This window comes from Brevundimonas sp. GW821-FHT12C05 (assembly GCF_058807475.1).
In genome coordinates this window covers 1,519,076-1,542,586 of the sequence record NZ_JBXAQS010000001.1, presented here as the reverse complement: position 1 = coordinate 1,542,586, position 23,511 = coordinate 1,519,076, and the positions used below count along the sequence as shown (strand labels likewise).

27 protein-coding genes and 1 tRNA gene are annotated in these 23,511 nt (G+C 66.8%); 23 read left to right on the top strand and 5 right to left on the bottom strand.

Annotated elements, in window-relative coordinates; translation table 11 throughout:
* Positions 1-39 precede the first annotated feature (39 nt).
* The 3 genes from AC1RRF_RS07360 to AC1RRF_RS07350 all read right to left on the bottom strand — a co-directional run bounded on the left by AC1RRF_RS07360 (position 40) and on the right by AC1RRF_RS07350 (position 3,659).
* Positions 40-825: a lysophospholipid acyltransferase family protein gene (locus AC1RRF_RS07360; RefSeq protein ID WP_492833778.1), complete on the bottom strand. Its 786-nt coding sequence runs from the start codon at positions 823-825 to the stop codon at positions 40-42.
* Positions 826-864: 39 nt separating this feature from the next.
* Entirely contained in the window at positions 865-1,920 is a 1,056-nt protein-coding gene (locus AC1RRF_RS07355) for a GGDEF domain-containing protein (protein WP_492833777.1), read from the bottom strand.
* A 113-nt stretch (positions 1,921-2,033) separates the two neighbouring features.
* Complete coding sequence (locus AC1RRF_RS07350; protein ID WP_492833776.1) at positions 2,034-3,659, bottom strand: DEAD/DEAH box helicase; 1,626 nt, start codon at positions 3,657-3,659, stop codon at positions 2,034-2,036.
* A 239-nt stretch (positions 3,660-3,898) separates the two neighbouring features.
* Between AC1RRF_RS07350 and AC1RRF_RS07345 the strand changes: the two genes are divergently transcribed.
* From AC1RRF_RS07345 to AC1RRF_RS07335, 3 genes are all read left to right on the top strand, one after another.
* Positions 3,899-4,258 carry a hypothetical protein gene (locus AC1RRF_RS07345; protein WP_492833775.1) on the top strand — a complete coding sequence of 120 codons (360 nt, stop codon included), beginning with the start codon at positions 3,899-3,901 and terminating at the stop codon, positions 4,256-4,258.
* Between the two features lie 212 nt (positions 4,259-4,470).
* The gene (locus AC1RRF_RS07340; RefSeq protein ID WP_492833774.1) at positions 4,471-5,448 is read left to right on the top strand and encodes a hypothetical protein; all 978 of its coding nucleotides are present in this window, start codon (positions 4,471-4,473) and stop codon (positions 5,446-5,448) included.
* Positions 5,436-6,014 carry a hypothetical protein gene (locus AC1RRF_RS07335; RefSeq protein ID WP_492833773.1) on the top strand — a complete coding sequence of 193 codons (579 nt, stop codon included), beginning with the start codon at positions 5,436-5,438 and terminating at the stop codon, positions 6,012-6,014. The genes AC1RRF_RS07340 and AC1RRF_RS07335 overlap by 13 nt, the downstream gene beginning before the upstream one ends.
* Positions 6,015-6,176: 162 nt before the next feature.
* Here AC1RRF_RS07335 and AC1RRF_RS07330 read toward each other — a convergent pair.
* A tRNA-Asp gene (locus AC1RRF_RS07330) sits at positions 6,177-6,253 on the bottom strand.
* 95 nt (positions 6,254-6,348) lie between these two features.
* A complete protein-coding gene (locus tag AC1RRF_RS07325) occupies positions 6,349-7,980 on the bottom strand; it encodes an AbgT family transporter (protein ID WP_492833772.1) in 1,632 nt (543 codons plus the stop codon).
* A 210-nt stretch (positions 7,981-8,190) separates the two neighbouring features.
* Between AC1RRF_RS07325 and AC1RRF_RS07320 the strand changes: the two genes are divergently transcribed.
* From AC1RRF_RS07320 to AC1RRF_RS07225, 20 genes are all read left to right on the top strand, one after another.
* Entirely contained in the window at positions 8,191-8,568 is a 378-nt protein-coding gene (locus AC1RRF_RS07320; RefSeq protein WP_492312942.1) for an NADH-quinone oxidoreductase subunit A, read from the top strand.
* Complete coding sequence (locus tag AC1RRF_RS07315; protein ID WP_492312943.1) at positions 8,538-9,191, top strand: NuoB/complex I 20 kDa subunit family protein; 654 nt, start codon at positions 8,538-8,540, stop codon at positions 9,189-9,191. The genes AC1RRF_RS07320 and AC1RRF_RS07315 overlap by 31 nt, the downstream gene beginning before the upstream one ends.
* Positions 9,188-9,811, top strand: coding sequence for an NADH-quinone oxidoreductase subunit C (locus AC1RRF_RS07310; protein ID WP_492833771.1), 624 nt, complete (start codon positions 9,188-9,190; stop codon positions 9,809-9,811). Before AC1RRF_RS07315 ends, AC1RRF_RS07310 begins: the two co-directional genes overlap by 4 nt.
* Before the next feature lie 89 nt (positions 9,812-9,900).
* A complete protein-coding gene (locus AC1RRF_RS07305; RefSeq protein WP_492834149.1) occupies positions 9,901-11,079 on the top strand; it encodes an NADH-quinone oxidoreductase subunit D in 1,179 nt (392 codons plus the stop codon).
* On the top strand, positions 11,076-11,738 hold the full coding sequence (gene nuoE, locus AC1RRF_RS07300) for an NADH-quinone oxidoreductase subunit NuoE (RefSeq protein WP_492312945.1): 663 nt from the start codon (positions 11,076-11,078) through the stop codon (positions 11,736-11,738). Before AC1RRF_RS07305 ends, nuoE begins: the two co-directional genes overlap by 4 nt.
* The gene (locus AC1RRF_RS07295; RefSeq protein ID WP_492833770.1) at positions 11,735-11,914 is read left to right on the top strand and encodes a hypothetical protein; all 180 of its coding nucleotides are present in this window, start codon (positions 11,735-11,737) and stop codon (positions 11,912-11,914) included. Before nuoE ends, AC1RRF_RS07295 begins: the two co-directional genes overlap by 4 nt.
* Positions 11,911-12,180, top strand: coding sequence for a hypothetical protein (locus AC1RRF_RS07290; RefSeq protein ID WP_492833769.1), 270 nt, complete (start codon positions 11,911-11,913; stop codon positions 12,178-12,180). The genes AC1RRF_RS07295 and AC1RRF_RS07290 overlap by 4 nt, the downstream gene beginning before the upstream one ends.
* Entirely contained in the window at positions 12,180-12,410 is a 231-nt protein-coding gene (locus AC1RRF_RS07285) for a hypothetical protein (protein ID WP_492833768.1), read from the top strand. The genes AC1RRF_RS07290 and AC1RRF_RS07285 overlap by 1 nt, the downstream gene beginning before the upstream one ends.
* 2 nt (positions 12,411-12,412) lie before the next feature.
* On the top strand, positions 12,413-13,726 hold the full coding sequence (gene nuoF, locus AC1RRF_RS07280; RefSeq protein ID WP_492833767.1) for an NADH-quinone oxidoreductase subunit NuoF: 1,314 nt from the start codon (positions 12,413-12,415) through the stop codon (positions 13,724-13,726).
* 12 nt (positions 13,727-13,738) lie between these two features.
* Positions 13,739-14,233 (top strand): hypothetical protein, encoded by a 495-nt coding sequence (locus AC1RRF_RS07275; protein WP_492833766.1) that lies wholly within the window; start codon positions 13,739-13,741, stop codon positions 14,231-14,233.
* A gap of 8 nt (positions 14,234-14,241) precedes the next feature.
* The gene (locus tag AC1RRF_RS07270; protein ID WP_492833765.1) at positions 14,242-14,739 is read left to right on the top strand and encodes a hypothetical protein; all 498 of its coding nucleotides are present in this window, start codon (positions 14,242-14,244) and stop codon (positions 14,737-14,739) included.
* Positions 14,739-16,784, top strand: coding sequence for an NADH-quinone oxidoreductase subunit NuoG (gene nuoG, locus AC1RRF_RS07265; protein WP_492833764.1), 2,046 nt, complete (start codon positions 14,739-14,741; stop codon positions 16,782-16,784). Before AC1RRF_RS07270 ends, nuoG begins: the two co-directional genes overlap by 1 nt.
* A gap of 3 nt (positions 16,785-16,787) precedes the next feature.
* Entirely contained in the window at positions 16,788-17,978 is a 1,191-nt protein-coding gene (nuoH, locus tag AC1RRF_RS07260) for an NADH-quinone oxidoreductase subunit NuoH (protein WP_492833763.1), read from the top strand.
* Entirely contained in the window at positions 17,975-18,220 is a 246-nt protein-coding gene (locus AC1RRF_RS07255; RefSeq protein WP_492833762.1) for a hypothetical protein, read from the top strand. The genes nuoH and AC1RRF_RS07255 overlap by 4 nt, the downstream gene beginning before the upstream one ends.
* A complete protein-coding gene (locus AC1RRF_RS07250) occupies positions 18,217-18,432 on the top strand; it encodes a hypothetical protein (protein WP_492833761.1) in 216 nt (71 codons plus the stop codon). Before AC1RRF_RS07255 ends, AC1RRF_RS07250 begins: the two co-directional genes overlap by 4 nt.
* Positions 18,432-18,923, top strand: a complete 492-nt coding sequence (nuoI, locus tag AC1RRF_RS07245; RefSeq protein ID WP_492833760.1) for an NADH-quinone oxidoreductase subunit NuoI — start codon at positions 18,432-18,434, stop codon at positions 18,921-18,923. Before AC1RRF_RS07250 ends, nuoI begins: the two co-directional genes overlap by 1 nt.
* Positions 18,924-18,997: 74 nt before the next feature.
* Complete coding sequence (locus tag AC1RRF_RS07240) at positions 18,998-19,624, top strand: NADH-quinone oxidoreductase subunit J (RefSeq protein WP_492833759.1); 627 nt, start codon at positions 18,998-19,000, stop codon at positions 19,622-19,624.
* Complete coding sequence (nuoK, locus tag AC1RRF_RS07235) at positions 19,624-19,932, top strand: NADH-quinone oxidoreductase subunit NuoK (RefSeq protein WP_291839400.1); 309 nt, start codon at positions 19,624-19,626, stop codon at positions 19,930-19,932. Before AC1RRF_RS07240 ends, nuoK begins: the two co-directional genes overlap by 1 nt.
* An 8-nt stretch (positions 19,933-19,940) precedes the next feature.
* The gene (gene nuoL / locus AC1RRF_RS07230) at positions 19,941-22,019 is read left to right on the top strand and encodes an NADH-quinone oxidoreductase subunit L (protein WP_492834148.1); all 2,079 of its coding nucleotides are present in this window, start codon (positions 19,941-19,943) and stop codon (positions 22,017-22,019) included.
* Between the two features lie 2 nt (positions 22,020-22,021).
* Positions 22,022-23,509 (top strand): NADH-quinone oxidoreductase subunit M, encoded by a 1,488-nt coding sequence (locus AC1RRF_RS07225; protein WP_492833758.1) that lies wholly within the window; start codon positions 22,022-22,024, stop codon positions 23,507-23,509.
* Positions 23,510-23,511: the final 2 nt, after the last annotated feature.

Below are 23,511 nucleotides of genomic sequence, written 5' to 3'. Positions count from 1 at the left end.
TTAGGCGCGAAATCTACGCGGTACGCAAGAACAGCAGTTTCACGTCCCTCGCTCTGAAACCTGAGCCTTCTTCACCTCGTCCGGCGTCGGCACCTGAACGGCGGGGGTGACGGGATTGCCCGTGGCCTCGGCGATCAGTTCGGCCGTGCGGCCTTCGACGGCGGCTTCCAGCCGGGCCAGGAACTCGTCCTTGGGCAGGCCGGTGGGGATCGGATCGAGGAACTCCAGCGTGGCCGTGCCCGGGTTCTTCTGGAACGCCTCCTGCGGCCAGAACAGACCCAGGTTGGTGGCCACGGGCACGACCGGCATGTCGAAGTCGCGGTACATGTGCCAGACGCCCGAGCGGTAGCGGTACTTCTCGCCCACCTTGGCCAGGTTGCCCTCGGGATAGATCAGGATCTTGCGGCCCTCGGCGTGGGCGTCGGCGGCGCGGTGCTTGAGCGCGTCGCGGGCGGCGCGGCCGCCGCAGTTGTTGACCACGATGGCCCCCAGCTTGCGCAGCACCGTGCCGAGCAGCGGGAATTTCTCCAGGTGGTCGCCGGTGACGAAGGCCAGGTCCTGGAAGCGGTCGTAGGTGGCGAAGCCGTCGCCCCAGCTCTGGTGTTTGGAGGCGATGATGAAGGCGCCCTGCGGCAGTCGGTCCTCGCCGCGATACTGGATGCGGATGCCGGCCAGCACGCGCATGGCCTGCACCATCCGCTTCACATAGCGGCGGATGATCCAGCCGGTGGCCCCGCGGCCGGGCGCCAGGGCCGCGATACAGGCGGCCAGGGTATAGACGATGGACAGCGACCAGTAGGCGATCGCGAAGGCGAAGCTGCGCATGGGGGGGACTATGACCTGTTCTGGCGTCAGGCCAACCGTTCAGGCGGCGACGTCGAGGGCTTCGGCCGAGGTGACCCGGTTCCGGCCCGCCCGCTTGGAGGCGTAGAGGGCCGCGTCGGCGCGTTCCAGCAGGGTCGAACCCGTCTCGCCCGGACGCCGCACCGCGAAGCCGGCCGAGATGGTCACCGCGCCCAGTTCGTCGTTGGTGGAGCGGCGGCGCAGCGAGCGGGAGGCGATCTCCTTGCGGATGGCTTCCAGCGCGACCTCGACCTGTTTGGCGTTCTCGCGCGGGAAGATGATGGCGAACTCCTCGCCGCCGTAGCGGGCGGCGATGCGCGGCGGCTGGCCATAGCGGCCGATGACGCTGGCGACGTAGCGCAGGACTTGGTCGCCGGTCTGGTGACCCCAGGTGTCGTTGAAGCGCTTGAAGTGATCGACATCGAGGACGGCCAGAACCATCGGCTCGCCGTTGGCTTCGACCTGCTCGCAGGCGGCGGCCAGATGCTCGTCGAAGGCCTTGCGGTTTGCCAGGTTGGTCAGGGCGTCCGTCATCGCGTCGCGGCGGACCTGTTCCAGGTGTTCGCGCAGGCGGGCGACTTCCTTGGTGGAGGCGTCGAGCTTCTTCTCCAGCGTTTCGTTCTCGCGCTGGACCCGGCGGGTGGCGGTGCTCAGGCCGCCGACGATGGTTTTCAGGGCCTCGCCGTCGCCGGCGGCGTCGATGCTGCTGGCGGCCTTGTCCAGGGTCTGGCCGTAGGCGGCCTGGGACTTGTGGGCCCGGGAGATGGCGTCGGCGACGCTGGACAGTTCGCGGTCCAGCACCCGGCCGGCGTCGCGAATCTCTTCGGTCAGGCGCCCGCGCGGCAGGTATTCGGCCGCCAGCATGTCGGCGGTGGCCTCGGTGAAGGGCTCTTCAGCAGCCAGGATGCGCTGGATCTCGCGGCCCAGGGCGCCGTCGGGGTCGCCCAGATAGTGGAGCCAGAGCTCGAAATTGAGCGGGGTGGGCCAGACGCCCACGCTTTCCATCTCATCGATCACCCGACGCGACAGATTATAGGCTTCCGGTCCCCGGAGCGTGGTCTCGACCGACAAGGTCATGCGGAATTCTTCCCCATGCATCCGCCCCTGACGAACGAATACAGCGGAAGGACGCTAGAACGCTGATCGGTAACACCGGGTTAAGCGTAACCGTAAGAGTCCCAGAAAAACCGTCAGTTTTTGATCGTCACCGGGCGACGCAGGAAGGCCGGGATGTCGGCCTCGCCGAACGGGCGGCCGTTGCCGGCGCGCGCGTCGTCCGCGGGGGCGGCTTCGCGGCGGTCGGTGTTGCGGTCCCGGTCACGATCGCGGCCACGGCCCCGCTCGCGGCGCGGTTCGCGAGGTTCGCGCGGCTCGGGAGCGGGCGCGGCTTCGACCACGGGCGCGACGGCCTCGGGCGCGGCTTCGGCGACCGGAGCCGCCTCGACCGGAGCCTCCACGACGGGCTTGGCGCCCCGACGGCTGCGGCTGCGGCGGGCGGGGGCGGCCTCCTCGGCGGCGGGGGCTTCGACTTCGGCGACGGCGGGCTGTTCGACCGCGGCGTCGACCGGCGTGTCCTCGGAGCGGGCGCGGGCAGGGCGTTCGCCGCGGGTGCGGCCGCGCTTGTCGCCGCGGCCCCCGTCACGACCGCTGTCACGGCGCGGCTGGTCCTTGATGGCGGCGAAGTCGATGCCGTCCAGCGTCAGCTCCTGCGGGTCCATCTTGATCAGCTTGAGCACCTTATCCAGCGACTTGTCGTCGGCGGGGGTGACGATCATGAAGGCCTGGCCCAGCTTGCCGGCGCGGCCGGTGCGGCCGATGCGGTGCACATAGTCGTCGGCGTGGTGCGAGACGTCGTAGTTGAAGACGTGGCTGACGTCCGGGATGTCCAGGCCGCGCGCGGCGACGTCGGAGGCCACCAGGATCTTCAGCGCGCCCGAGCGGAAGTCCGCCAGGGTCTTCATGCGCAGGGACTGGTCCAGGTCGCCATGGATCGGCGCGGCGTCGAAGCCGTGCAGCTTGAGCGACTTGGCGACGATGTCGACTTCCGACTTGCGGTTACAGAAGACGATGCCGTTGCGGACGTCCTCGCGGCCGACCAGGGCGCGCAGGGCGGTGCGCTTGGCCTTGGGGTCCGAGGTCGGGATGCGGACGATGTACTGGGTGATGGTGTCGGCGGTCATGGCCGGACGCGAGGCCTCGATCCGGGTCGGATCCTTGAGGAATTGCGTCGTCAGCCGGGTGATTTCCGGCGGCATGGTGGCCGAGAAGAACAGGGTCTGGCGCTTGGGCGGCGTCAGTTTGAAGATCTTCTCGATGTCCGGGATGAAGCCCATGTCGAGCATGCGGTCGGCTTCGTCGACGACCATGATCTCGACGCCGGTCAGCAGCATCTTGCCGCGTTCGAACAGGTCGATCAGGCGGCCCGGGGTGGCGATCAGCACGTCCACGCCCTTGTTCAGGGCGGCGACCTGGTCGCCCATGGAGACGCCGCCGATCAGCAGCACCCAGTTCAGCTTGGTGCCCTTGGCGTATTTGGCGAAGCTTTCGGCGACCTGGTCGGCCAGTTCGCGGGTCGGGGCCAGCACCAGGGCGCGCGGCATGCGGGCGCGGGCGCGGCCGGATTGGAGCCGGTCGATCAGGGGCAGGGTGAAGGCGGCGGTCTTGCCGGTGCCGGTCTGGGCGATGCCCAGGACGTCGCGGCCGGCGAGGGCCACCGGAATGGCGGCGGCCTGAATGGGGGTGGCGGTCGTATAGCCGGTATCGGCGACCGCTTGCAGGGTCGTGGGCGAGAGGCCCAGTTGCGAGAATTCTGTCATGGGTCCTTGGGACTGTGGAAGGACGTCCCGCGCATCGGGCCGTCGTGCGATGTCTCGGAACCGCCCTGTGCCGTGGGCGAGCGGGCGGCGCGAATTCGCCAGTCCTGTCCCGTAACGTGGGCCGCATATAGAAGCCCCTGCGCGATAGTCAACTATTCGTGTGACGGCGTTCCGGGGTTGGCAGAACCTAACACGATGTTAATGTCCGCATCGGGAAGGGTCTATGTGAGGGTATTTGCATGCTGCGTGCGCTAGCCGTGGCGACCGTTGCGGTCGCCTGTCTCGCCGCCGGTCCGGGTCGGGCCGATATGAATTCCGCCTTCGGCAACACCGTCATGTCCCGGTATCCGGACGGCGGCTGGGTCAAACACTGGTTCAATCCGGACGGCAGCTACGCCGCCCAGTTCTCGGACGGGCGCCGACTGGCCGCGCGCTGGAGCGTGCAGGGCGAGCGGATCTGCCTGACTCATATGCGCCCCAACATGCTGATCCCGCGCTTCTGCACGGCGCTGATCGAGGCCGATGTCGGCGACACCTGGCAATCGCGCGACCCGCTGGGCCGCCGCGTGCAGAACGTGCTGATCGCCGGACGGCAATAGGCACGCCCGGGCCGCCGCCTGGGGGCAAAGACAAACGGCCGCTCCGAAGGGAGCGGCCGTTTTGCTTTATCTGGCGAGCGGCAGGCGAGGGTCAGACATCCCGGCGGACGCTGAACGGGTATGATCCCGTCGACCGACACCACTGGCGCTCCAATCGTAAACTCGCCCGCCTGTCATCGTCATGTTGCGATTGACTCGCAAGATCGGTGCGTGTGAACCTCTTTGCTTGCAATCGATGGGAGAGGCCACTGCGCTTCAATGACCTCTACGCTGCCTATGAATCGGAGCTGCGGACCGCGTTGCTCGAGTTGGAGAGCAACACGATAGAATCGGGCTTCTACAACGGCCTTGATGCTTCCGAAGCCGGTGCCCTGAACCACACGCCGGACAACCGTTATACGTGGTGGGACAGCCCAGATAGCGATTGTGTTTTCATAAATTCCCGAGGACTAGAGACCGCACCGGACGGCGCTGTCGCGTTCTCCGAAGACGATATCGTCGTGTACGGCGATGACGCGACAGGCTGGTCCTACAATGTGCCAATGCTGCTGCTGGACGATGTCATCTCCGTCGGCCAAAGGCGCCCCCCCGGCACGACGATCACTTTTCCAACGGGCGAACCGGGTGGCGGCGTTGTCGATCCCTGTTTGGCGCCGTCGCGGCGGCGCCACTGGAACACTGACGCGGCGGCGGCCGACGCTCTCGATAAGATGCTGGATAAGGCAGAAGAGGAGGACGGACACCGGGATCTCGCCGCGCGTGAGTACGGCATGGTCCTTTGCGAGTTTTCAACAGGCGTCATTTCTCCCGGCCCGGTCGTCTATCTCGGCGAAACTTTCCTGGATGAGAATGGGGTGCCCCGGACCCGTCTCGACGAGAATGGCGTCCCACAGACAATCCATCCCACCGTCGATGTCGATTTCGACGGCTGTCCAAATGGATCAACGATAATCGGCATGATCCATTCCCATCCCGGTGGGCAGGTGCCGTCCGGGGCGGATCGAACCTGGCTCCCCAGCATCGATTTCGCCCGGAATGCCGACGGGTTCGCACGGATCTATATTGCGACCCAAGCGCCGGGCGGCGGCGCGCGCATCAACGTCTACACTGAAGAGAATGCCGACGCGGGCGTCCAGTCGGGCACCGTCGGGCCCGAAGTTAATCCGAATGGTGTCCCATGCACGAACTGATCGCCGCCGTGTTTCTCACCGCGATGCTGGGAACGGCCGCTCCGGCATCGTCCCAAGCTTCGGCCGAAGCCGTTTCGGCGGCGCAGACGGCGGAATTCGCGGGGCGTAAACCTTCGGTGTACTGGATGGTCAGCCAGGGCGATGAGATCGAGACCGTCTCGGTCTATTTCGAGCCGTTCCGCCTGCCGTCTGCGTGGGACGGATCAACGGCGCCGCTATGGGTCGCCCGGCGGGCGGCCTGGCCGCAAGGGGCGGAGGGTGTCGTGAGCTGGACGGACAGTCGATCCTGTCCTGCGCTGGAAGGCGTCTTGTGGACCTTGAACAATCTGCCGCCGCCAGAGTTGGAAATTCGCGGTCTGGAGCGCCCCACACCGTCTGCAGGCGTGCCGCCGACGCTGATGTCATCCGGTCCTACCGAGGTGACGGTCGGCGGAGGGGCGCGGCAGTTCTCGCGCCACCCCGGCAGCATCCAATGGACGGCGGTCGCGGGTTCCGCCGGTGCTTGGGGGGAAGCGGCGAAAGCCGCTTTGCGTGAGTGCTGGCGGGACAACCCGCCCCGCCGCTGAGCGCACCTGATTGGGCGCATGCGGCAGCTAGCGTTCCGTGATGACCGTCGAGTTCCCCCGTGAGGGACAAACACAAACGGCCGCTCCGAAGGGAGCGGCCGTTTTGTTGTCATCGGTATCGATGGAGGGAAGGGCGGTGCGCCATCCCTTCAGAAGAAGGAATGGCGCGAGTGACGGGGCTCGAACCCGCGACCTCCGGCGTGACAGGCCGGCACTCTAACCAACTGAGCTACACCCGCGTTTCCCGGCCGAAGCGCTGGTGCGCCGCGGCGAGGGGCGTCGTTTAGGCGGGCTCGCCGGGCGCGTCAAGCGCGTCGGATAAGGAAAATCCGGATCAGCGGTTGGCGACCCCCGGACCCGCCACCGCGGCGGCTTCCGGCGGCGCCGCGGGGCCCGCCACGCCGCCGTCCGCGGGCAGCTGGGCGGCCACGGCGGGCGGCGGCGGTTCATAGTGGACGCCGACGCCGGGCCCCACCGGCAGGTCGAAGGCGACCCAGGCGGCGACCATGGCCAGGCCGGCGACCAGGAAGGCTCCGGCGTAGGGCAGCATGGTCGACATCAGCGATCCCAGGCCGAATTTCGGGTCCCAGCGCTGGGCGAAGGTCAGAATCAGCGGGAAGTAGCTCATCAGCGGCGTGGCGATGTTGGTGACGGAATCACCCATGCGGTAGGCGGCCGTGGTCATCTCCGGGCTGATGCCCAGCAGCATGAACATGGGCACCACGATGGGCGCCAGGGCGGACCATTTGGCCGAGGCCGAGCCGATGAACAGGTCGAAGAAGCAGGACACCAACACGACGCTGATGAGCAGCAGCGGGGCGGGCAGGTCGATCTGCTGCAGGCCGGCCGCGGCGTTGATGGCCAGAATCGGTCCCAGGCCCGACCAGTTGAACATGGCCACGAAGTGGGCGGCGAAGAAGGCCAGCACGAGGTAGGGCGCCAGCTGGGAGATGCCCTCGCGCATCATGCGCACCAGGTCGCGATGGCTGGTCACGGTGCGCGAGCCGACGCCGAAGGCCGCGCCGGTGACGAAGAAGGTGACGGCGAAGAAGGCGGCCAGCGACTTGTAGAGCGGGTTGAAGCGCTGGGCGGCCTCGGCGTCCGGATCGACGAAGGGCGAGCCGGGCAGGAGGGTGATCAGGGTCCACAGGCCGATCATGCCCAGCACCGTCAGGCCGGCGAAGCGCAGGCCGCGCTTTTCGTCGGCGGTCAGCGGCGTCTTCTCGTCCGCCGCGGGCGCGGCGACGCCGGCGGCGGGCTTCCACGCCCCCAGGCGCGGCTCGATAACCCGGTCGGTCAGGAACCAGACGATGGGGGTGAAGACGGCGACGACGCCGATGATGAAGAACCAGTTGCCCGCGATGTTCACCGAATAGGACGGATCGATCAGATGGGCGGCCGGTTCGGTGATGCCCAGGATCAGGGCGTCGCTGGCGCCGGGGAACAGATTGCCGGCATAGCCGCCCGACACGGCCGCGAAGCCGGCGGCGAGACCCGCCAGCGGGTGACGGCCCGCCGCGGCGAAGATGACGGCGGCCAGGGGGATGACCACGACATAGGAGGCGTCCGAGGCGTGGTGCGAGACCATGCCGGTGATCACCACGATGGGGGTCAGGATGGATTTGGGGGCGTTCAGCAGGGCGCTGCGGATGGCGGTGGAGAACAGTCCGCTGCGCTCAGCGACCGAGGCGCCGTAGATAATGGTGATGACGATGCCCAGCGGCGGGAATTCCGCCAGGGTGCGCGGCATGCCGATGATCAGCCGCTCCAGATTCTCGGGCGCGAGCAGGCTGACCGCCTTCAGGGTGTCGCCGGTGACCGGATTGACCGCCGCCCAGCCCAGGCCCGAGCCGACCAGGCTGAGCGCGACCAGCCCGCCGATGAGCCAGAGGAACAGGAAGACCGGGTCGGGCAGGCGATTGCCTACCCGTTCGACGGCGTTCAGGACCCGTGCGCCAATGGCCATCCGCGTATCTCCCCCGGATTGTTTCGCGAACCTTCCATAGGCGTGAAGCGGCGGTTCGGGACAAGACGCGGGCCCTGCGACATGTCGCCCGGAAAACTGCGAACCATTCGCAAGAAAAACCTTTCACCATATGGGTTTGAACCCCGGCAGTTCCGGGGCTAGAAAGCGCCGAATCCGCCCCTCCCTCTGTGGCGGACGAGGTCCCTCCGGATGAATGCATTCCTTCTCGAATATCTGCCGATCGTGATCTTTCTCGGGATCGCGGCGGTGCTTGGGCTCGGCTTCATGCTGGCCGCCTGGGTGCTGGCCCCCAAGAATCCCGACTCGGAAAAGCTGTCCGCCTATGAGTGCGGGTTCAACGCGTTCGACGACGCGCGCATGAAGTTCGACGTGCGCTTCTATCTGGTGTCGATCCTCTTCATCATCTTCGACCTGGAAGTGGCCTTCCTGTTCCCGTGGGCGGTGTCGATGTTCGATCTGTCGCACGCGGGCATGATCTTCGCCTTCTGGTCGATGATGGTCTTCCTCGGCGTGCTGACCGTCGGCTTCATCTACGAATGGAAGAAGGGCGCGCTCGAATGGGAGTGACGACCAACAACGTGCCGCTGATCGGCATGGGCAACTCCGGCGCGTCGCCGGTGGGGCCGGGCGCTTCGTCGCCCGTGGCCTTCGGCATGGGGGCGCGCTCGACCGTCGAGGGCTACGACCCGGCGATCCACGACAAATTCTTCGAGGCCGTGAACGCCGAGCTGGGCGAGCGGGGCTTCATCACGACCTCGCTGGACGACGTCATCAACTGGGCGCGCACCGGCTCGCTGATGTGGATGACCTTCGGCCTGGCCTGCTGCGCCGTGGAAATGATGCAGGCCTCGATGCCGCGCTTCGACATGGAGCGGTTCGGCATGGCCCCGCGCGCCAGCCCGCGCCAGTCTGACCTGATGATCGTGGCCGGCACCCTGACCAACAAGATGGCTCCGGCCCTGCGTAAGGTCTACGACCAGATGCCGGACCCGCGCTATGTGCTGTCGATGGGCAGCTGCGCCAACGGCGGCGGCTATTATCACTATAGCTACAGCGTCGTTCGCGGTTGTGACCGGGTGGTCCCGGTCGACGCCTATGTGCCCGGGTGCCCGCCGACGGCGGAGGCGCTGCTGTACGGGCTGCTGCAGCTGCAGAAGAAGATCCGCCGCACGGGGACCATCGACCGATGACCTCTCTGGTGAAGCAACAGGAACTCGAGACCGCCCTGACGCCGCTGGGCGCCGAGATGGTGGCCGAGCTGGGCGTGCAGGCGCAGGTGGCCTTCGGCGAACTGACGCTGATCGCGGACCGCGAGAAGATCGTCGACGTGCTGACGGTGCTGAGGGACCGCTTCGGCTTCCAGCAGCTGCTGGACCTGTGCGGCGTGGACTTCCCGGACCGGGAAGAGCGGTTCGAGGTGGTCTATCACCTGCTGTCGCTGACCCGGAACGCGCGCATTCGCGTGAAGGTGACGACGGACGAGGTCCAGCCGGTGCCGAGCGCCGTGTCGGTCTTCCCCTGCGCCGACTGGTTCGAGCGCGAGGCGTTCGACATGTACGGCATGCTGTTCGAGGGCCATCCGGACCTGCGCCGCCTGCTGACCGACTACGGCTTCCAGGGACATCCGCTGCGCAAGGACTTCCCGATGACCGGCTATGTCGAGGTCCGGTACGACGAGGAGCAGAAGCGGGTGGTCTACGAACCCGTCAAACTGACCCAGGAGTTCCGCAACTTCGATTTCCTGTCGCCGTGGGAAGGCGCTGAGTATCCCGCCCCGGTCCTGCCGGGCGACGAGAAGGTGAAGGGCTGATGGCTGATTCCAACACCATCCCGGCCCCCGTCGGAACCGACGTGTTCGACGACCTGCCGCACGACGGCCGGACCGACCACGCCAAGGCGATGGACGACCGCAAGTTCACCATCAACTTCGGCCCGCAGCACCCGGCCGCGCACGGCGTGCTGCGCCTGGTGCTGGAGCTGGACGGCGAGCTGGTCACCCGCGTCGATCCGCATATCGGCCTGCTGCACCGCGGCACCGAGAAGCTGATGGAAGCGCGGACCTATCTGCAGAACGTGCCGTACCTGGATCGCCTCGACTACGTCGCGCCGATGAACCAGGAGCACGCCTTCTGCCTGGCGATCGAGAAGCTGCTCGGCGTCGAGGTTCCGTACCGCGCCCAGCTGATCCGCGTTCTGTACTCGGAAATCGGCCGCATCCTGAGCCACCTGCTGAACGTGACGACCCAGGCCATGGACGTCGGCGCCCTGACGCCGCCGCTCTGGGGCTTCGAGGAACGCGAGAAGCTGATGGTGTTCTACGAGCGCGCCTGCGGCGCTCGCCTGCACGCCAACTATTTCCGTCCGGGCGGCGTCCACCAGGACCTGCCGATGGACCTGATCGACGACATCGGCCGCTGGTGCCAGACCTTCCCGGCGGCGCTGAAGGACATCGAAAGCCTCGTCACCGAGAACCGCATCTTCAAGCAGCGCAACGTCGACATCGGCGTGGTGTCCAAGCAGGAGGCCCTGGACTGGGGCTTCACCGGCGTGATGATCCGCGGCTCGGACATCCCGTGGGATCTGCGCAAGTCGCAGCCGTATGAATGCTACGCCGAGCTCGAGTTCGACATCGCCGTCGGCAAGAACGGCGACTGCTGGGACCGCTACCTGTGCCGCATCGAAGAGATGAAGCAGTCGGTGCGGATCATGGAGCAGTGCATCCACAAGCTGCGCAACTGCCCCGGCGAGCCGGTGATGATCGAGGACAACAAGATCGTCCCGCCGAAACGCGGTGAGATGAAGCGCTCGATGGAAGCGCTGATCCACCACTTCAAGCTCTACACCGAAGGCTTCCGGACGCCCGAGGGCGAGGTCTACGCCTCGGTCGAGGCGCCCAAGGGCGAGTTCGGCATCTATCTGGTGTCGGACGGCACCAACAAACCGTATCGCGTGAAGATCTCGGCGCCGGGCTTCCGCTCGCTGCAGGCGATGGACTGGATGAACCGCGGCCACATGCTGGCCGACGTGTCCGCCATCCTGGGCTCGCTCGACATCGTTTTCGGAGAAGTGGACCGATGAGCGTTCGTCGTCTCGCCAAGGAACAGCCGGCCTCGTTCGCCTTCTCGAAGGCGACCAAGACCAAGTGCGACTGGTGGATCGCCAAATATCCCGAGAACCGTCGCCAGTCGGCGGTGATCCCGATCCTGTGGCTGGTCCAGAAGCAGGAGGGTTGGGTCTCGGAGCCCGCCATCCGCGCCATCGCCGAACTGCTGGGCATGCCCTTCATCCGGGTGCTGGAGGTCGCGACCTTCTACACCATGTTCATGCTGGAGCCGGTCGGCTCGGCGGCCCTGATCCAGGTGTGCGGCACCACGCCCTGCATGCTGCGCGGCGCCGGCGACCTGATGGACGTCTGCAAGAAGAAGATCGGACCCAAGCAGACCCTGAGCGCCGACGGCCGCTTCACCTGGGAAGAGGTCGAATGCCTGGGCGCCTGCGCCAACGCCCCGATGGCGATGATCAACGACTATTATTTCGAGGATCTGACCGCCGAGAACATGGCGCAGATCATCGACGACTTCGCCGCCGGCAAAAAGCCCAAGCCGGGCAGCCGCGTCGGCCGCGCCAGCTCGGAGCCGGAAGGCGGGGCCCTGACCCTGACCGACGCCAAGCTGTATGACGGCTCGGCCGCCAAGCCGATCAAGAAGCTGCCCAACAGCGATCCGGTGACGGCATGAGCCAGAAGCCGACTCTCAGCCCCCAAGTCGCCTCGGGCCTGTTCATCGCCGCGGGTGCGATGTGGTGCCTGGCCGCCTGGATGGGAAAAGAGGCGGCGTTCTACGGCGTCGGCGCGATGTTCGTGCTTCTCGGGATCGCCAACCTGATGCGGGCGCGCAAGGGCAGGGCGTCATGAGCCTGCCCGATATCGAAACCGAAGAAGGCCGCGCCGCCTACCGCAAGGAACTGATGGCCGTGGGCCGTCCGTACCGGTTGGGCGGGCTGGCGCTGGTCGTGGTCGGCGCCGGCTATGTCCTGGGCACCCGGTACGGCGGCTTGCCCGCCGACCAGACGCTGACGGTGGTCGCGTTCGGCGCGGTGGCCGCCGGTTGGGTGCTGTTTCTGGCCGGCCGGTTCATGCGCACTCAGCATCACAAGCGCCGTCTCAGGGAGGGTCTGTGATGGCTGAGCAGGATCCCAAGAAGCTGGGGCAGATCTATTTCTGGGTCGGCGTCAGCGATGTCGTGATCGGGGCGGGGCTGGCTTTGGCGAGCCTGACCGGTCTGTTCGGCCCGGGAATGGACGTGCTGGCGATCGTCGGCGGAGTGATGGCGCTGGTCGGCGTCGGCTTCATCGTCTTCGGGCGAAACCAATTGAGCAACGCCGACAGCCGGCGTGGAGATCTGAACTGACCATGGTCGGAATCCTCGAAGACAAGGATCGCATCTTCACCAACCTCTATGGTCTCCAGGATTGGGGCCTCGAGGGCGCGAAGAAACGCGGCGCGTGGAACGCGACGAAGGACATGCTCGACCTGGGTCGGGACTGGATCATCACCAACGTCAAGAACTCGGGCCTGCGCGGACGCGGCGGCGCCGGCTTCTCGACCGGCCTGAAGTGGTCCTTCATGCCCAAGGAGGTGAAGGACCGTCCTCACTACCTGGTGGTCAACGCCGACGAATCCGAGCCCGGGACCGCCAAGGACCGGGAGATCATGCGCCACGATCCGCAGCTGCTGATCGAAGGCTGCCTGATCGCCAGCTTCGCGATGCAGGCGCACGCCTGCTACATCTACCTGCGCGGCGAATACGTGCTGGAGCGCGAGCGCATGGAGGCGGCGGTCAAGCAGGCCTATGAGGCCAAGCTGATCGGCAAGAACAACGTCCACGGCTGGGACTTCGACGTCTACATCCACCACGGCGCCGGCGCTTACATCTGCGGTGAAGAGACCGCCCTGCTGGAGAGCCTGGAAGGCAAGAAGGGCCAGCCGCGCCTGAAGCCGCCGTTCCCGGCCGGCGCGGGCCTGTACGGCTGTCCGACCACGGTGAACAACGTCGAGTCGATCGCCGTCGTCGGCACCATCCTGCGCCGCGGCGCCGAGTGGTTCGCGGGCTTCGGCCGGCCGAACAACACGGGCACCAAGCTGATGACCATCAGCGGCCACGTGAACCGGCCGTGCAATGTCGAAGAGGCGATGTCGATCCCGCTGAAGCAACTGCTCGAAGAGCATTGCGGCGGCGTGCGCGGCGGCTGGGACAACCTCAAGGCCGTGATCCCGGGCGGTTCGTCCGTGCCGCTGATCACCCGCGAGATGTCGGAAACCGCGCTGATGGACTTCGACAGCCTGCGCGACATGCGCTCGGGTCTGGGCACCGCGGCGGTCATCGTCATGGACAATTCGACCGACCTGGTGAAGGCGATCGCCCGCATCAGCTATTTCTACAAGCACGAGAGCTGTGGCCAGTGCACGCCGTGCCGTGAGGGCACCGGCTGGATGTGGCGCGTGCTGGAGCGGATGGCGATCGGCGAGGCCGACCCGTCCGAGATCGACCTGCTGCTGGACGTGGCCGGTCAGGTCGAAGGCCACACCATCTGCGCCCTGGGCGACGCCGCGGCGTGGCCGGTGCAGGGACTGATCCGGCATTTCCGGCACGAGATCGAAGACCGTATCGCCACCTACCGCAGCCGCCGCGCGAACTTCGCCGGTCATGCGATCGCAGCCGAGTAGAGGGAGCCGATCATGAGACTGATGATGCTGTCCGCCGCCGCCGCGGCCATGATGCTGACGGCCTGCAACCCGAGTCCGCAGACGCCCGCGGCTCCCGAAGCGGCGGCCGCGCCCGCCGCGCCCGCCGCTGCGGCCCCGGCGCCGGCCCAGAACGCTGCGGCGGCCCTGCCGAAGGCCGGCGACAGCTACTGGCCCGCGCGCAAGGCCCTGCTGGCCGCCGGATTCGCGCCGATCGACGCGACGGAGCCCGTGGACGGGTTGAACCAGGACTTCATGGTCTGCGCCGAGGCCATGGAGGCCCAGCGGGACATGGCCGAATGTCCCAGCCCGCGCATCGCGCTGGTCGAAGTCGAAAGCTGCGCCGGCACCGGCGAGGGCAACTGCCTGACCCGCTGGCGCGCGCCGGACGGCCGCACGCTGACCATCTACACGGTCGACAGCCCCCAGCCGGGCGTCGTCAGTGCGCTGGAATGGTCGGCCGCCGGCGGACCGGCGGGGCAGGGCTGATCCACCGAATGCGCACGTCCGTCCCCCTTTTCCTGGCCCTGTTCGCCCTCGCCGCCTGCGGCGAGCGGACGGATGCGCCCGCGCCGACGCCGGCGGAGAAGGTCTCGGCCGTGAACCCGGCGTCGGACGCCGAGGCCAGCGTGCCTGCCGTGCTGACCGCCGCTGACCTGCGCCGGGTGTGCCAGGCGGGTCTGGCGGCGATCCACGGACAGGATTTGTCGGCCATCGAGATCGACGGACTGGAAGGCCAGGTCGTCAACGCCTCGTGGCGCGCGCCGGTCGATGGCGGACGCCGTCGGGCGCAATGTCGGGTCGACGGCGACATCGTCACCTGGAAGCCGGTCGATGCGAACAATCCCGAACAGAACCGCTGGATGAACCAGTCCGGCGACCCGGCGGTGCGCTTCGTCCTTGACGGCGACGCCATCACCATCAACACGACGCTCCCGGATGGGAGCACCGCCACGGAACAGTATTCCGTCGCTGCTGAGCAAGAGGCCCGCTGATGCCCGTCGCCAAGGTCAACGGCGTAGAAACCGAGTTCGAGCCCGGGATGACCGTGCTCCAGGTCGCCGAAAAGGCCGGCCATGAGATTCCGCGTTTCTGCTACCACGAGCGCCTGTCCATCGCCGGCAACTGCCGCATGTGCCTGGTCGAGGTGAAGCCTGGACCGCCGAAGCCGCAGGCCTCGTGCGCGCTGCCGGCCGCCGAGGGCCAGGAGATCTTCACCGACACGCCGATGGTCAAGAAGGCCCGCGAAGGGGTGATGGAGTTCCTGCTCATCAACCACCCGCTGGACTGCCCGATCTGCGACCAGGGCGGCGAATGCGACCTGCAGGACCAGGCCGTCGGCTACGGCCGGGACGGCTCGCGCTACGCCGAGAACAAGCGCGCGGTCGAAGAAAAGAACATGGGTCCGACGGTGAAGACCTTCATGACGCGGTGCATCCAGTGCACCCGTTGTGTCCGCTTCATCACCGAGGTCGCCGGCGTGCCGGACATCGGCATGATCTCGCGCGGCGAAGACGCCGAGATCACCACCTATCTGGAAAAGAACATTGACAGCGAGCTGTCGGGCAACGTCAACGACCTGTGCCCGGTGGGCGCCCTGACGCACCGTCCGTGGCAGTACCACTACCGCCCGTGGGAGCTGAAGAAGACCGAGACCATCGACGTCATGGACGCGCTGGGCTCGAACATCCGCGCCGACTTCAAGGGCTCGGAAGTCATGCGGGTGCTGCCGCGCGTGAACGAAGGCATCAACGAGGAATGGCTGTCGGACGTCAGCCGCTATGCCGTCGACGGCCTGCAGCGCCAGCGCCTGGACCGCCCCTATGTGCGTGAGAACGGCAAGCTGCGCGCCGCCTCCTGGGAAGAGGCCCTGGGCGTCGTGGCCGCCAAGCTGAACGCCGCGTCGGCGGACCGCATCGGCGTGGTCGCCGGCGACCTGCAGGACGCGGAATCGATGAAGGCGGCGCTGGACCTGTTCCGCGCGCTGGGCTCGGCCAACACCGACTGCCGCCAGGACGGGGCCGCTCTTGGAGCGGGACCGCGCGAGGGCTGGCTGTTCAACACCGGCCTGCAAGGCATTGAAAACGCGGACGCCGTCCTGATCGTGGGGGCCAACCCGCGCACCGAGGCGCCGCTGCTGAACGCCCGCCTGCGCAAGGGCTGGCTGGCCGGCAAGACCGAGATCGGCCTGATCGGCGAACAGGCCGCTCTGACCTTCGACTACAGCTGGCTGGGAGCCGGCTCCAAGACCCTGGCCAAACTGCCCAAGGCGGCGGTGGACTTCCTGACCAAGGCCGAGCGTCCGGCGATCATCGTCGGCTTGGGCGCGCTGACCGGCGCCAACGGCCCGGCCGTGCTGAACGCCCTGGGCGCGCTGGCCAAGAAGGTCGGCGTCGTCACGGAAGGCTGGAACGGCTTCAACGTCCTGCACACCGCCGCCTCGCGCGTCGCCGGCCTGGACATGGGCTTCGTCCCGGGCGAGGGCGGCAAGACCGTCGCCGAGATGGTCAAGCCGGGCGCGCTGGACGTGCTGTTCCTGCTGGGCGCCGATGAGATCGAACTGGGCGGCTCGGACGCCTTCCGCGTCTATCTGGGGTCGCACGGCGACCGGGGAGCCCATGGCGCGGACGTGATCCTGCCGGGCGCCGCCTATACCGAGAAGTCGGGCCTGTACGTGAACACCGAAGGCCGGGTGCAGATGGCCGAGCGCGTCGTCTTCCCCAAGGGACAGGCCAAGGAAGACTGGGCCGTCCTGCGCGCCCTGTCGGCCCTGGTCGGCCAGACCCTGCCGTACGACACGCTGGACGCCCTGCGCGGCAAGCTGATGGCCGATCATCCGACCTTCGGCCGGATCGACTACCTGCCGACGCCGGCGTCGTTCGACGTGGCGGCCCTTGGCAAGAAGGGCGACCTGGGCGACGTGGCCTTCGCCTCGACGGTGCGCGACCCCTACCTGAACAACCCGATCACGCGCGCCAGCGTGACGATGGCCGAGCTGTCCGCCCAGCGGATCGCCCCGGTCGCGATGGCGGCGGAGTAACCGATGACCGACGTCGTTTCCCCCAAGTCCAAGCCGAACGTCCTGGCGGTGCTCTTCCTGACCGTCGTCGGTCTGGCCGTGGCCGCGGGCCTCGTCGCCCTGGCCATCTGGGCCTGGGGCCTGATCCCGCCGGCCTTCTGGGCCGGTCCGGTGGGCTGGACCCTGATCACCGCAGGCGGAATCCTGCTGGTCACCGTCGGGATCCTGATCTCGCTGGCCTTCCTGCTGCTGGCCGACCGCAAGATCTGGGCGGGCGTGCAGATGCGAAAAGGCCCGAACGTGGTGGGCCCGTTCGGCCTGCTGCAGTCGTTCGCCGACTTCTTCAAATTCGTGCTGAAGGAAATCGTCGTTCCGGCGGGCGCCGACAAGGTCGTCTTCCTGCTGGCGCCGCTGCTGACCTTCATCCTGGCCTTCATCGCCTGGGCGGCCATTCCGTTCGCGCCGGGCTGGGTCATCTCCGACCTGAACGTCGGCATCCTGTACATCTTCGCGATCAGCTCGCTGGGCGTGTACGGCATCATCATGGGCGGCTGGGCTTCGAACTCGAAGTATCCGTTCCTCGGCTCGCTGCGATCCGCGGCGCAGATGGTGTCCTATGAGGTCTCCATCGGCCTGGTGATCATCAACGTCATCCTGCTGGCCGGGACGATGAACCTGACCTCGATCGTCACCCAGCAGCAGGGCATGATCTGGAACTGGTTCGCCTTCGGCGGCGGGGCAGGGACCTGGCCGACGATCCTGGTGATGTTCCCGATGGCGATCATCTTCTTCGTGTCGGCCCTGGCCGAGACCAACCGTCCGCCGTTCGACCTGCCCGAGGCGGAGTCGGAGCTGGTGGCCGGCTATCAGGTCGAATACTCCTCGACCCCGTATCTGCTGTTCATGATCGGCGAGTACGCCAACATCGTCTTCATGTGCGCCATGATCAGCCTGCTGTTCTTCGGCGGCTGGAACCCGGGCGTGCCGCAGTACTGGCTGGACTCCCTGCCGGGCTGGCTGGAGCAGGCGATCTACCTGGTCACCTTCCTGGCCAAGATCGTCTTCTGGTTCTGCATGATCGCGCTGGTGAAGGCCTTCGTGCCCCGCTACCGCTACGACCAGCTGATGCGCCTGGGCTGGAAGATCTTCCTGCCGACCTCGCTGGTCTGCGTGGTCGCCGTCGCCGCCTGGCGCGTGTTCGCGGTGGGGTCATGATCCGCACGCTCGCCCTTTCCGGCCTGATGCTGGCGGCCCTGGCCGCCGGCGGCTGCACCTCGGTCTTCAAGCCGATCGAGCCTGAGCCCGTCGGCTCGACGATCGATCGGCTGGACCGCGCCGAGACCGCCCGGCAGAGCTCCAGACCGGTCCATTCGGAATGCGTGGTGGAAACCCAGGCCCGGAGCCCTGAGGCCCGGGACCGGATCCGCGAGATCTGCGGGACGAGGAGGGAGCCGTGATCCGTCCGTCGCTCATCCTTCTGGCCGCCGCCGCCCTGACCGCCTGCGCGGGCCAGCCCTACGAACCCCTGCCGGTGTCGCCCTATCAGTGGCAGCAGCGCCAGGAACGCATCCAGCGTGAGGAGGCCGAGCGCCTCCAGCGTTGCGAGGCGATGGATAAACAGAGCGAGCGTTACGCCCGCGAGTGCCCGCGTACCGGAGGCGCGCAATAATGCTGAACCGTCTCGTCCAGGCCGCGAAAGGCGCTCTGCTGCTCGACGCCGTCGGCGCCATCGGCCTTTCGCTGAAGTACATGGCCCGGCCCAAGGCCACCGTGAACTATCCGTTCGAGCGCAACCCGCAGTCGCCGCGCTTCCGCGGCGAGCACGCCCTGCGCCGCTATGCGAACGGCGAGGAACGCTGCATCGCCTGCAAGCTGTGCGAAGCCATCTGCCCGGCCCAGGCCATCACCATCGAGGCTGAACCGCGCGCCGACGGCAGCCGCCGCACGACCCGCTACGACATCGACATGGTCAAATGCATCTACTGCGGCCTGTGCCAGGAGGCCTGCCCGGTGGACGCCATCGTGGAGGGCCCCAACTCGGAGTTCACCACCGAGACCCGCGAAGAACTGCTCTATGACAAGGATCGCCTGCTGGCGAACGGCGACCGCTGGGAACGGCTGATCGCCAAGAATCTGGAACTCGACGCGCCTTATCGTTAAGGCGCAATCGCTGAACGGGGAGGACGATTCCACCAGGGATCGCCGCCCATAACCGAAAGGGGCTGAGGCCTCCGATGTTGCAAGGCATTGCCTTCTATCTGCTGTCGACGGTGGCCGTCGTGGCCGGCCTTCTGGTCGTCACGGCGAAGAACCCCGTGCACAGCGTCCTGTGGCTGATCCTGGCCTTCTTCTCGTCGGCGGGGCTGTTCGTCCTGCTGGGCGCGGAGTTCCTGGCCATGCTGCTGGTGGTCGTCTACGTCGGCGCCGTCGCGGTGCTGTTCCTGTTCGTCGTCATGATGCTGGACGTCGACTTCCTGCGGCTGCGCGAAGGCTTCGCGCAGTACCTGCCGCTGGCGGTGATCGTGGCGGGCGTGCTGCTGGCCGAGATGGTCATGATCTCGCTGACCGTGGTGAACCGCGGCGCCGCGGCGAACGCGGCCTCGCCGGCCGTGGCGACGGCGGACGCCTCGAACGTCGAGACGATCGGCCGGGTGCTCTATACAGACTACGTCTACTTCTTCCAGGCTGCGGGCATCGTGCTGCTGATCGCCATGATCGGCGCCATCGTCCTGACCCTGCGCCACAAGCCCCACATCAAGCGCCAGAAGGTCGCCGACCAGGTCGGTCGCGACGCCAAGACGGCCATGGAAGTGAAGTCGGTCACCACCGGCGCGGGCGTCACCCCCGAGGATCTGGTCTGATGGTCGTCACCCTGCAGCACTACCTGGCGGTCGCCGCCATCCTGTTCACCATCGGGGTGTTCGGCATCTTCGTGAACCGCAAGAACGTCATCATCATCCTGATGTCGATCGAGCTGATCCTGCTGGCCGTGAACATCAATTTCGTCGCCTTCTCGAGCTACCTCAACGACGTGTCGGGGCAGATCATGGCCATGTTCGTGCTGACCGTGGCCGCCGCAGAGGCGGCCGTGGGCCTGGCCATCCTGGTGACCTTCTTCCGTAACCGCGGCGACATCGCCGTGGACGACGCCTCGGTCATGAAGGGCTGATCGTGAATATCCAGCTCCTCGTCACTCTCGGGATCTTCGCCCCGCTTCTGGGCGCGACCATCGTCGGCCTGTCGGGCCGCCGACTGGGCAACGTCGTCTCGCAGGCCATCACCACGGGCCTGCTGTTCTTCTCGTGCGTCATCGCCTGGATCGTGTTCAGCCAGTGGACGTGGGGGCACCTCGAGCCCTTCACCCTGACGCTGGCGCCGTTCATCCACGTCGGCGACTTCGTCTCCAACTGGTCGATCCGCATCGACGCCCTGTCGGCCACCATGCTGGTGGTCGTGACCAGCGTCTCGTCGCTGGTGCACCTGTACTCCTGGGGCTACATGGCCGAGGACCCGGACAAGCCGCGGTTCTTCGCCTACCTGTCGCTGTTCACCTTCGCCATGCTGGCGCTGGTCACCGCCGCCGACTTCATGCAGCTGTTCTTCGGCTGGGAAGGGGTGGGCCTGGCGTCCTATCTGCTGATCGGCTTCTGGTACAAGAAGCCCACCGCCAGCGCCGCCGCCATCAAGGCCTTCGTGGTCAACCGCGTCGGCGACTTCGGCTTCGCCCTTGGCATCTTCACCGTCTTCTGGATGTTCGGCACGATCCAGTTCGCCGAGTTCTTCCCGATGATCGCCTCCAAGGCGGGCACGGGCTGGGAGTTCCTGGGCCACACCTGGTCGGGGCTCGATCTGGCGGCCTTCCTGCTGTTCATCGGCGCCATGGGCAAGTCGGCCCAGTTCTTCCTGCACACCTGGCTTCCGGACGCCATGGAGGGCCCGACCCCGGTGTCGGCGCTGATCCACGCGGCGACCATGGTCACCGCCGGCGTCTACATGGTCTGTCTGCTGTCGCCGCTGTTCGAGTACGCGCCGACCGCCTCGGCCGTCGTCGCCACCATCGGCGCGGTCACGGCCCTGTTCGCCGCGACCGTCGGCCTGGCCCAGAACGACATCAAGCGGGTCATCGCCTATTCGACCTGTTCGCAGCTCGGCTACATGTTCTTCGCCGCGGGCGTGGGCGCCTATGAGGCGGCCATGTTCCACCTGTTCACCCACGCCTTCTTCAAGGCGCTGCTGTTCCTGGGCGCCGGCTCGGTGATCCACGGCATGCACCACGAGCAGGACATGCGGAAGATGGGCGGCCTGTGGAAGCTGCTGCCCGTGACCTATGCGGTCATGACCATCGGCACCATCGCCATCACCGGCCTGGGCATCCCCGGCATCGGCGGCCTGGCCGGCTTCTATTCCAAGGACGCGATCATCGAGAGCGCCTTCGCCGCCGCGGCGTCGGGCCACTCGCCGATCGGCCTGTTCGCCTTCTTCGTCGGCATCTTCGCCGCCGGCCTGACCGCCTACTATTCGTGGCGCCTGGTGTTCATGACCTTCCACAACAAGCCGGTGTGGAAGGACGAGCACCACGATGATCATGCGCACGCGCATGACGATCACGCCTCGCACGCCCAGCTGGAGACCCACTCCGAGCCGGATGCCGACGATCACCACGACGATCACGCGCACCACGGCCCGCTGAAGCCGCACGAGAGCCCGTGGATCATGCTGGTTCCGCTGCTGGCCCTGTCGGTCGGCGCCGTGGCCGCCGGCTTCGTCTTCGCGCCCTATTTCATCGGGCACCACGAGGGCGAATTCTGGAAGGCCGCCATCTTCTCGGGACCACACAACCACGTCCTGCACGAGTCGCACTCGGTCCCGACCTGGGTGAAGTGGTCGCCGCTGGTGATGACGCTGATCGGCACCTTCGCCGCCTTCTGGCTCTATGTCCTCAAGGAGGGCATGGCGCGCCGGATGGCCGATCGTGGCGGCGTGGTCCACGCCTTCCTGTACAACAAGTGGTACTTCGACGAGCTGTACCAGTTCGTGTTCGTCAAGGGCGCCAAGGCGCTGGGCGACTTCTTCTGGAAGATCGGCGACGTGAAGATCATCGACGGGGGAGGGCCCAACGGCTTCGCCTGGCTGTCGCGTAAGTTCGCCGGCGGGCTCGCCCGCTTCCAGTCCGGCTATGTCTACTTCTATGCGTTCGTGATGCTCATCGGTCTCTGCCTGTTCCTGGCCTTCGCCATCTCCGCGTGGGGAGCCTGATCATGCCTCAGATCCCCTACATCCTGAGCGTCGTCACCTTCCTGCCGTTGGTCGGCGCGGGCCTGCTGTTGCTGACCCGCCTGCTGAGCAAGGGCTCGGTCGACAGCGCCGCGCGCTGGATCGCCCTGGTCACCACCCTGGTGACGCTGGCCGTTTCGGTCGTGCTGGTCGCCAATTTCGACCAGTCCAGCGCCGCCTATCAGTTCGTCGAACGCTACGTCTGGTTCGCGGGCGCGCAGTATCACCTGGGCGTGGACGGGATCTCGATCCTGTTCGTCCTGCTGACCGCCTTCCTGATGCCGATCTGCATCCTGGCCAGCTGGAACTCCATCAAGGACCGCGTCAGCGACTACATGATCGCCTTCCTGGTGCTGGAGACGCTGGTCATCGGCGTGTTCACGTCGCTGGACCTGTTCCTGTTCTACATCTTCTTCGAAGGCACCCTGGTTCCGATGTTCATCATCATCGGGGTGTGGGGCGGGGCGAACCGCATCTACGCGGCGTACAAATTCTTCCTGTACACCCTGCTGGGGTCCGTCCTGATGTTCCTGGCCATGCTGTGGATGGCGCACACCGCCGGCACCACCAGCATCCCGGCGCTCAAGGAATTCGCCTTCTCGCCGACCGCGCAGCCGATCCTGTGGCTGGCCTTCTTCGCCTCGTTCGCGGTGAAGATGCCGATGTGGCCGGTGCACACCTGGCTGCCCGACGCCCACGTGCAGGCGCCGACGGCGGGCTCGGTCATCCTGGCCGGCATCCTGCTGAAGCTCGGCGGTTACGGCTTCATCCTGTTCAACCTGCCGATGTTCCCGGACGCGTCGAAGATGTTCGCGCCGCTGGTGTTCACCCTGTCGGCCATCGCCATCGTCTACACCTCGCTGGTCGCCTTCCGTCAGACCGACATCAAGAAGCTGATCGCCTATTCGTCGGTCGCGCACATGGGCTTCGTGACCATGGGCATCTTCGCCGGCAACGATCAGGGCGTGCAGGGCGCGGTCTTCCAGATGCTGAGCCACGGCCTGATCTCGGGCGCGCTCTTCCTCTGCGTCGGCGTGGTCTATGACCGGATGCACACCCGCGAGATCGCCTTCTACGGCGGCCTGACCAGCCGGATGCCGTGGTTCGCCGCCATCTTCCTGATGTTCACCATGGCCAACGTCGGCCTGCCGGGAACCTCGGGCTTCATCGGCGAGATTCTGACCATGACCGGCGTCTACCAGGTGTCGACCTGGACGGCCTTCTTCGCCGCCTCGGGCGTGATCTTCTCGGCGGTCTACGCCCTGACGCTGTACCGCAACGTCATGTTCGGCGAGATCACCAATCCGAAGCTCAAGGACATCCTGGATATCGACAAGCGCGAGCTGTTGATCTTCACGCCGCTGATCGTCGGCACCCTGCTGCTGGGCGTTCAGCCCGGGCTGGTGCTGGACTACACCAACGCCTCGGTCGGGGCCCTGACGTCCGCCTATCAACTCGCGATCGGTGGCTGAGA

Bases quoted from the DNA above. Each gene is read 5' to 3' on its own strand.
- AC1RRF_RS07240 (WP_492833759.1), top strand. From the start codon at position 18,998: ATGTTGCAAGGCATTGCCTTCTATCTGCTGTCGACGGTGGCCGTCGTG.
- nuoK (WP_291839400.1), top strand. From the start codon at position 19,624: ATGGTCGTCACCCTGCAGCACTACCTGGCGGTCGCCGCCATCCTGTTC.
- AC1RRF_RS07225 (WP_492833758.1), top strand. From the start codon at position 22,022: ATGCCTCAGATCCCCTACATCCTGAGCGTCGTCACCTTCCTGCCGTTG.
- nuoI (WP_492833760.1), top strand. From the start codon at position 18,432: ATGCTGAACCGTCTCGTCCAGGCCGCGAAAGGCGCTCTGCTGCTCGAC.
- AC1RRF_RS07360 (WP_492833778.1), bottom strand. From the start codon at position 825: ATGCGCAGCTTCGCCTTCGCGATCGCCTACTGGTCGCTGTCCATCGTC.
- AC1RRF_RS07320 (WP_492312942.1), top strand. From the start codon at position 8,191: ATGAATGCATTCCTTCTCGAATATCTGCCGATCGTGATCTTTCTCGGG.
- AC1RRF_RS07255 (WP_492833762.1), top strand. From the start codon at position 17,975: ATGATCCGCACGCTCGCCCTTTCCGGCCTGATGCTGGCGGCCCTGGCC.
- AC1RRF_RS07305 (WP_492834149.1), top strand. From the start codon at position 9,901: ATGGACGACCGCAAGTTCACCATCAACTTCGGCCCGCAGCACCCGGCC.
- AC1RRF_RS07355 (WP_492833777.1), bottom strand. From the start codon at position 1,920: ATGACCTTGTCGGTCGAGACCACGCTCCGGGGACCGGAAGCCTATAAT.
- nuoF (WP_492833767.1), top strand. From the start codon at position 12,413: ATGGTCGGAATCCTCGAAGACAAGGATCGCATCTTCACCAACCTCTAT.
- AC1RRF_RS07335 (WP_492833773.1), top strand. From the start codon at position 5,436: ATGCACGAACTGATCGCCGCCGTGTTTCTCACCGCGATGCTGGGAACG.
- AC1RRF_RS07315 (WP_492312943.1), top strand. From the start codon at position 8,538: ATGGAAGAAGGGCGCGCTCGAATGGGAGTGACGACCAACAACGTGCCG.
- nuoH (WP_492833763.1), top strand. From the start codon at position 16,788: ATGACCGACGTCGTTTCCCCCAAGTCCAAGCCGAACGTCCTGGCGGTG.
- nuoE (WP_492312945.1), top strand. From the start codon at position 11,076: ATGAGCGTTCGTCGTCTCGCCAAGGAACAGCCGGCCTCGTTCGCCTTC.
- AC1RRF_RS07345 (WP_492833775.1), top strand. From the start codon at position 3,899: ATGCTGCGTGCGCTAGCCGTGGCGACCGTTGCGGTCGCCTGTCTCGCC.
- AC1RRF_RS07310 (WP_492833771.1), top strand. From the start codon at position 9,188: ATGACCTCTCTGGTGAAGCAACAGGAACTCGAGACCGCCCTGACGCCG.
- AC1RRF_RS07285 (WP_492833768.1), top strand. From the start codon at position 12,180: ATGGCTGAGCAGGATCCCAAGAAGCTGGGGCAGATCTATTTCTGGGTC.
- AC1RRF_RS07325 (WP_492833772.1), bottom strand. From the start codon at position 7,980: ATGGCCATTGGCGCACGGGTCCTGAACGCCGTCGAACGGGTAGGCAAT.
- AC1RRF_RS07295 (WP_492833770.1), top strand. From the start codon at position 11,735: ATGAGCCAGAAGCCGACTCTCAGCCCCCAAGTCGCCTCGGGCCTGTTC.
- AC1RRF_RS07275 (WP_492833766.1), top strand. From the start codon at position 13,739: ATGAGACTGATGATGCTGTCCGCCGCCGCCGCGGCCATGATGCTGACG.
- nuoG (WP_492833764.1), top strand. From the start codon at position 14,739: ATGCCCGTCGCCAAGGTCAACGGCGTAGAAACCGAGTTCGAGCCCGGG.
- AC1RRF_RS07270 (WP_492833765.1), top strand. From the start codon at position 14,242: ATGCGCACGTCCGTCCCCCTTTTCCTGGCCCTGTTCGCCCTCGCCGCC.
- AC1RRF_RS07290 (WP_492833769.1), top strand. From the start codon at position 11,911: ATGAGCCTGCCCGATATCGAAACCGAAGAAGGCCGCGCCGCCTACCGC.
- AC1RRF_RS07350 (WP_492833776.1), bottom strand. From the start codon at position 3,659: ATGACAGAATTCTCGCAACTGGGCCTCTCGCCCACGACCCTGCAAGCG.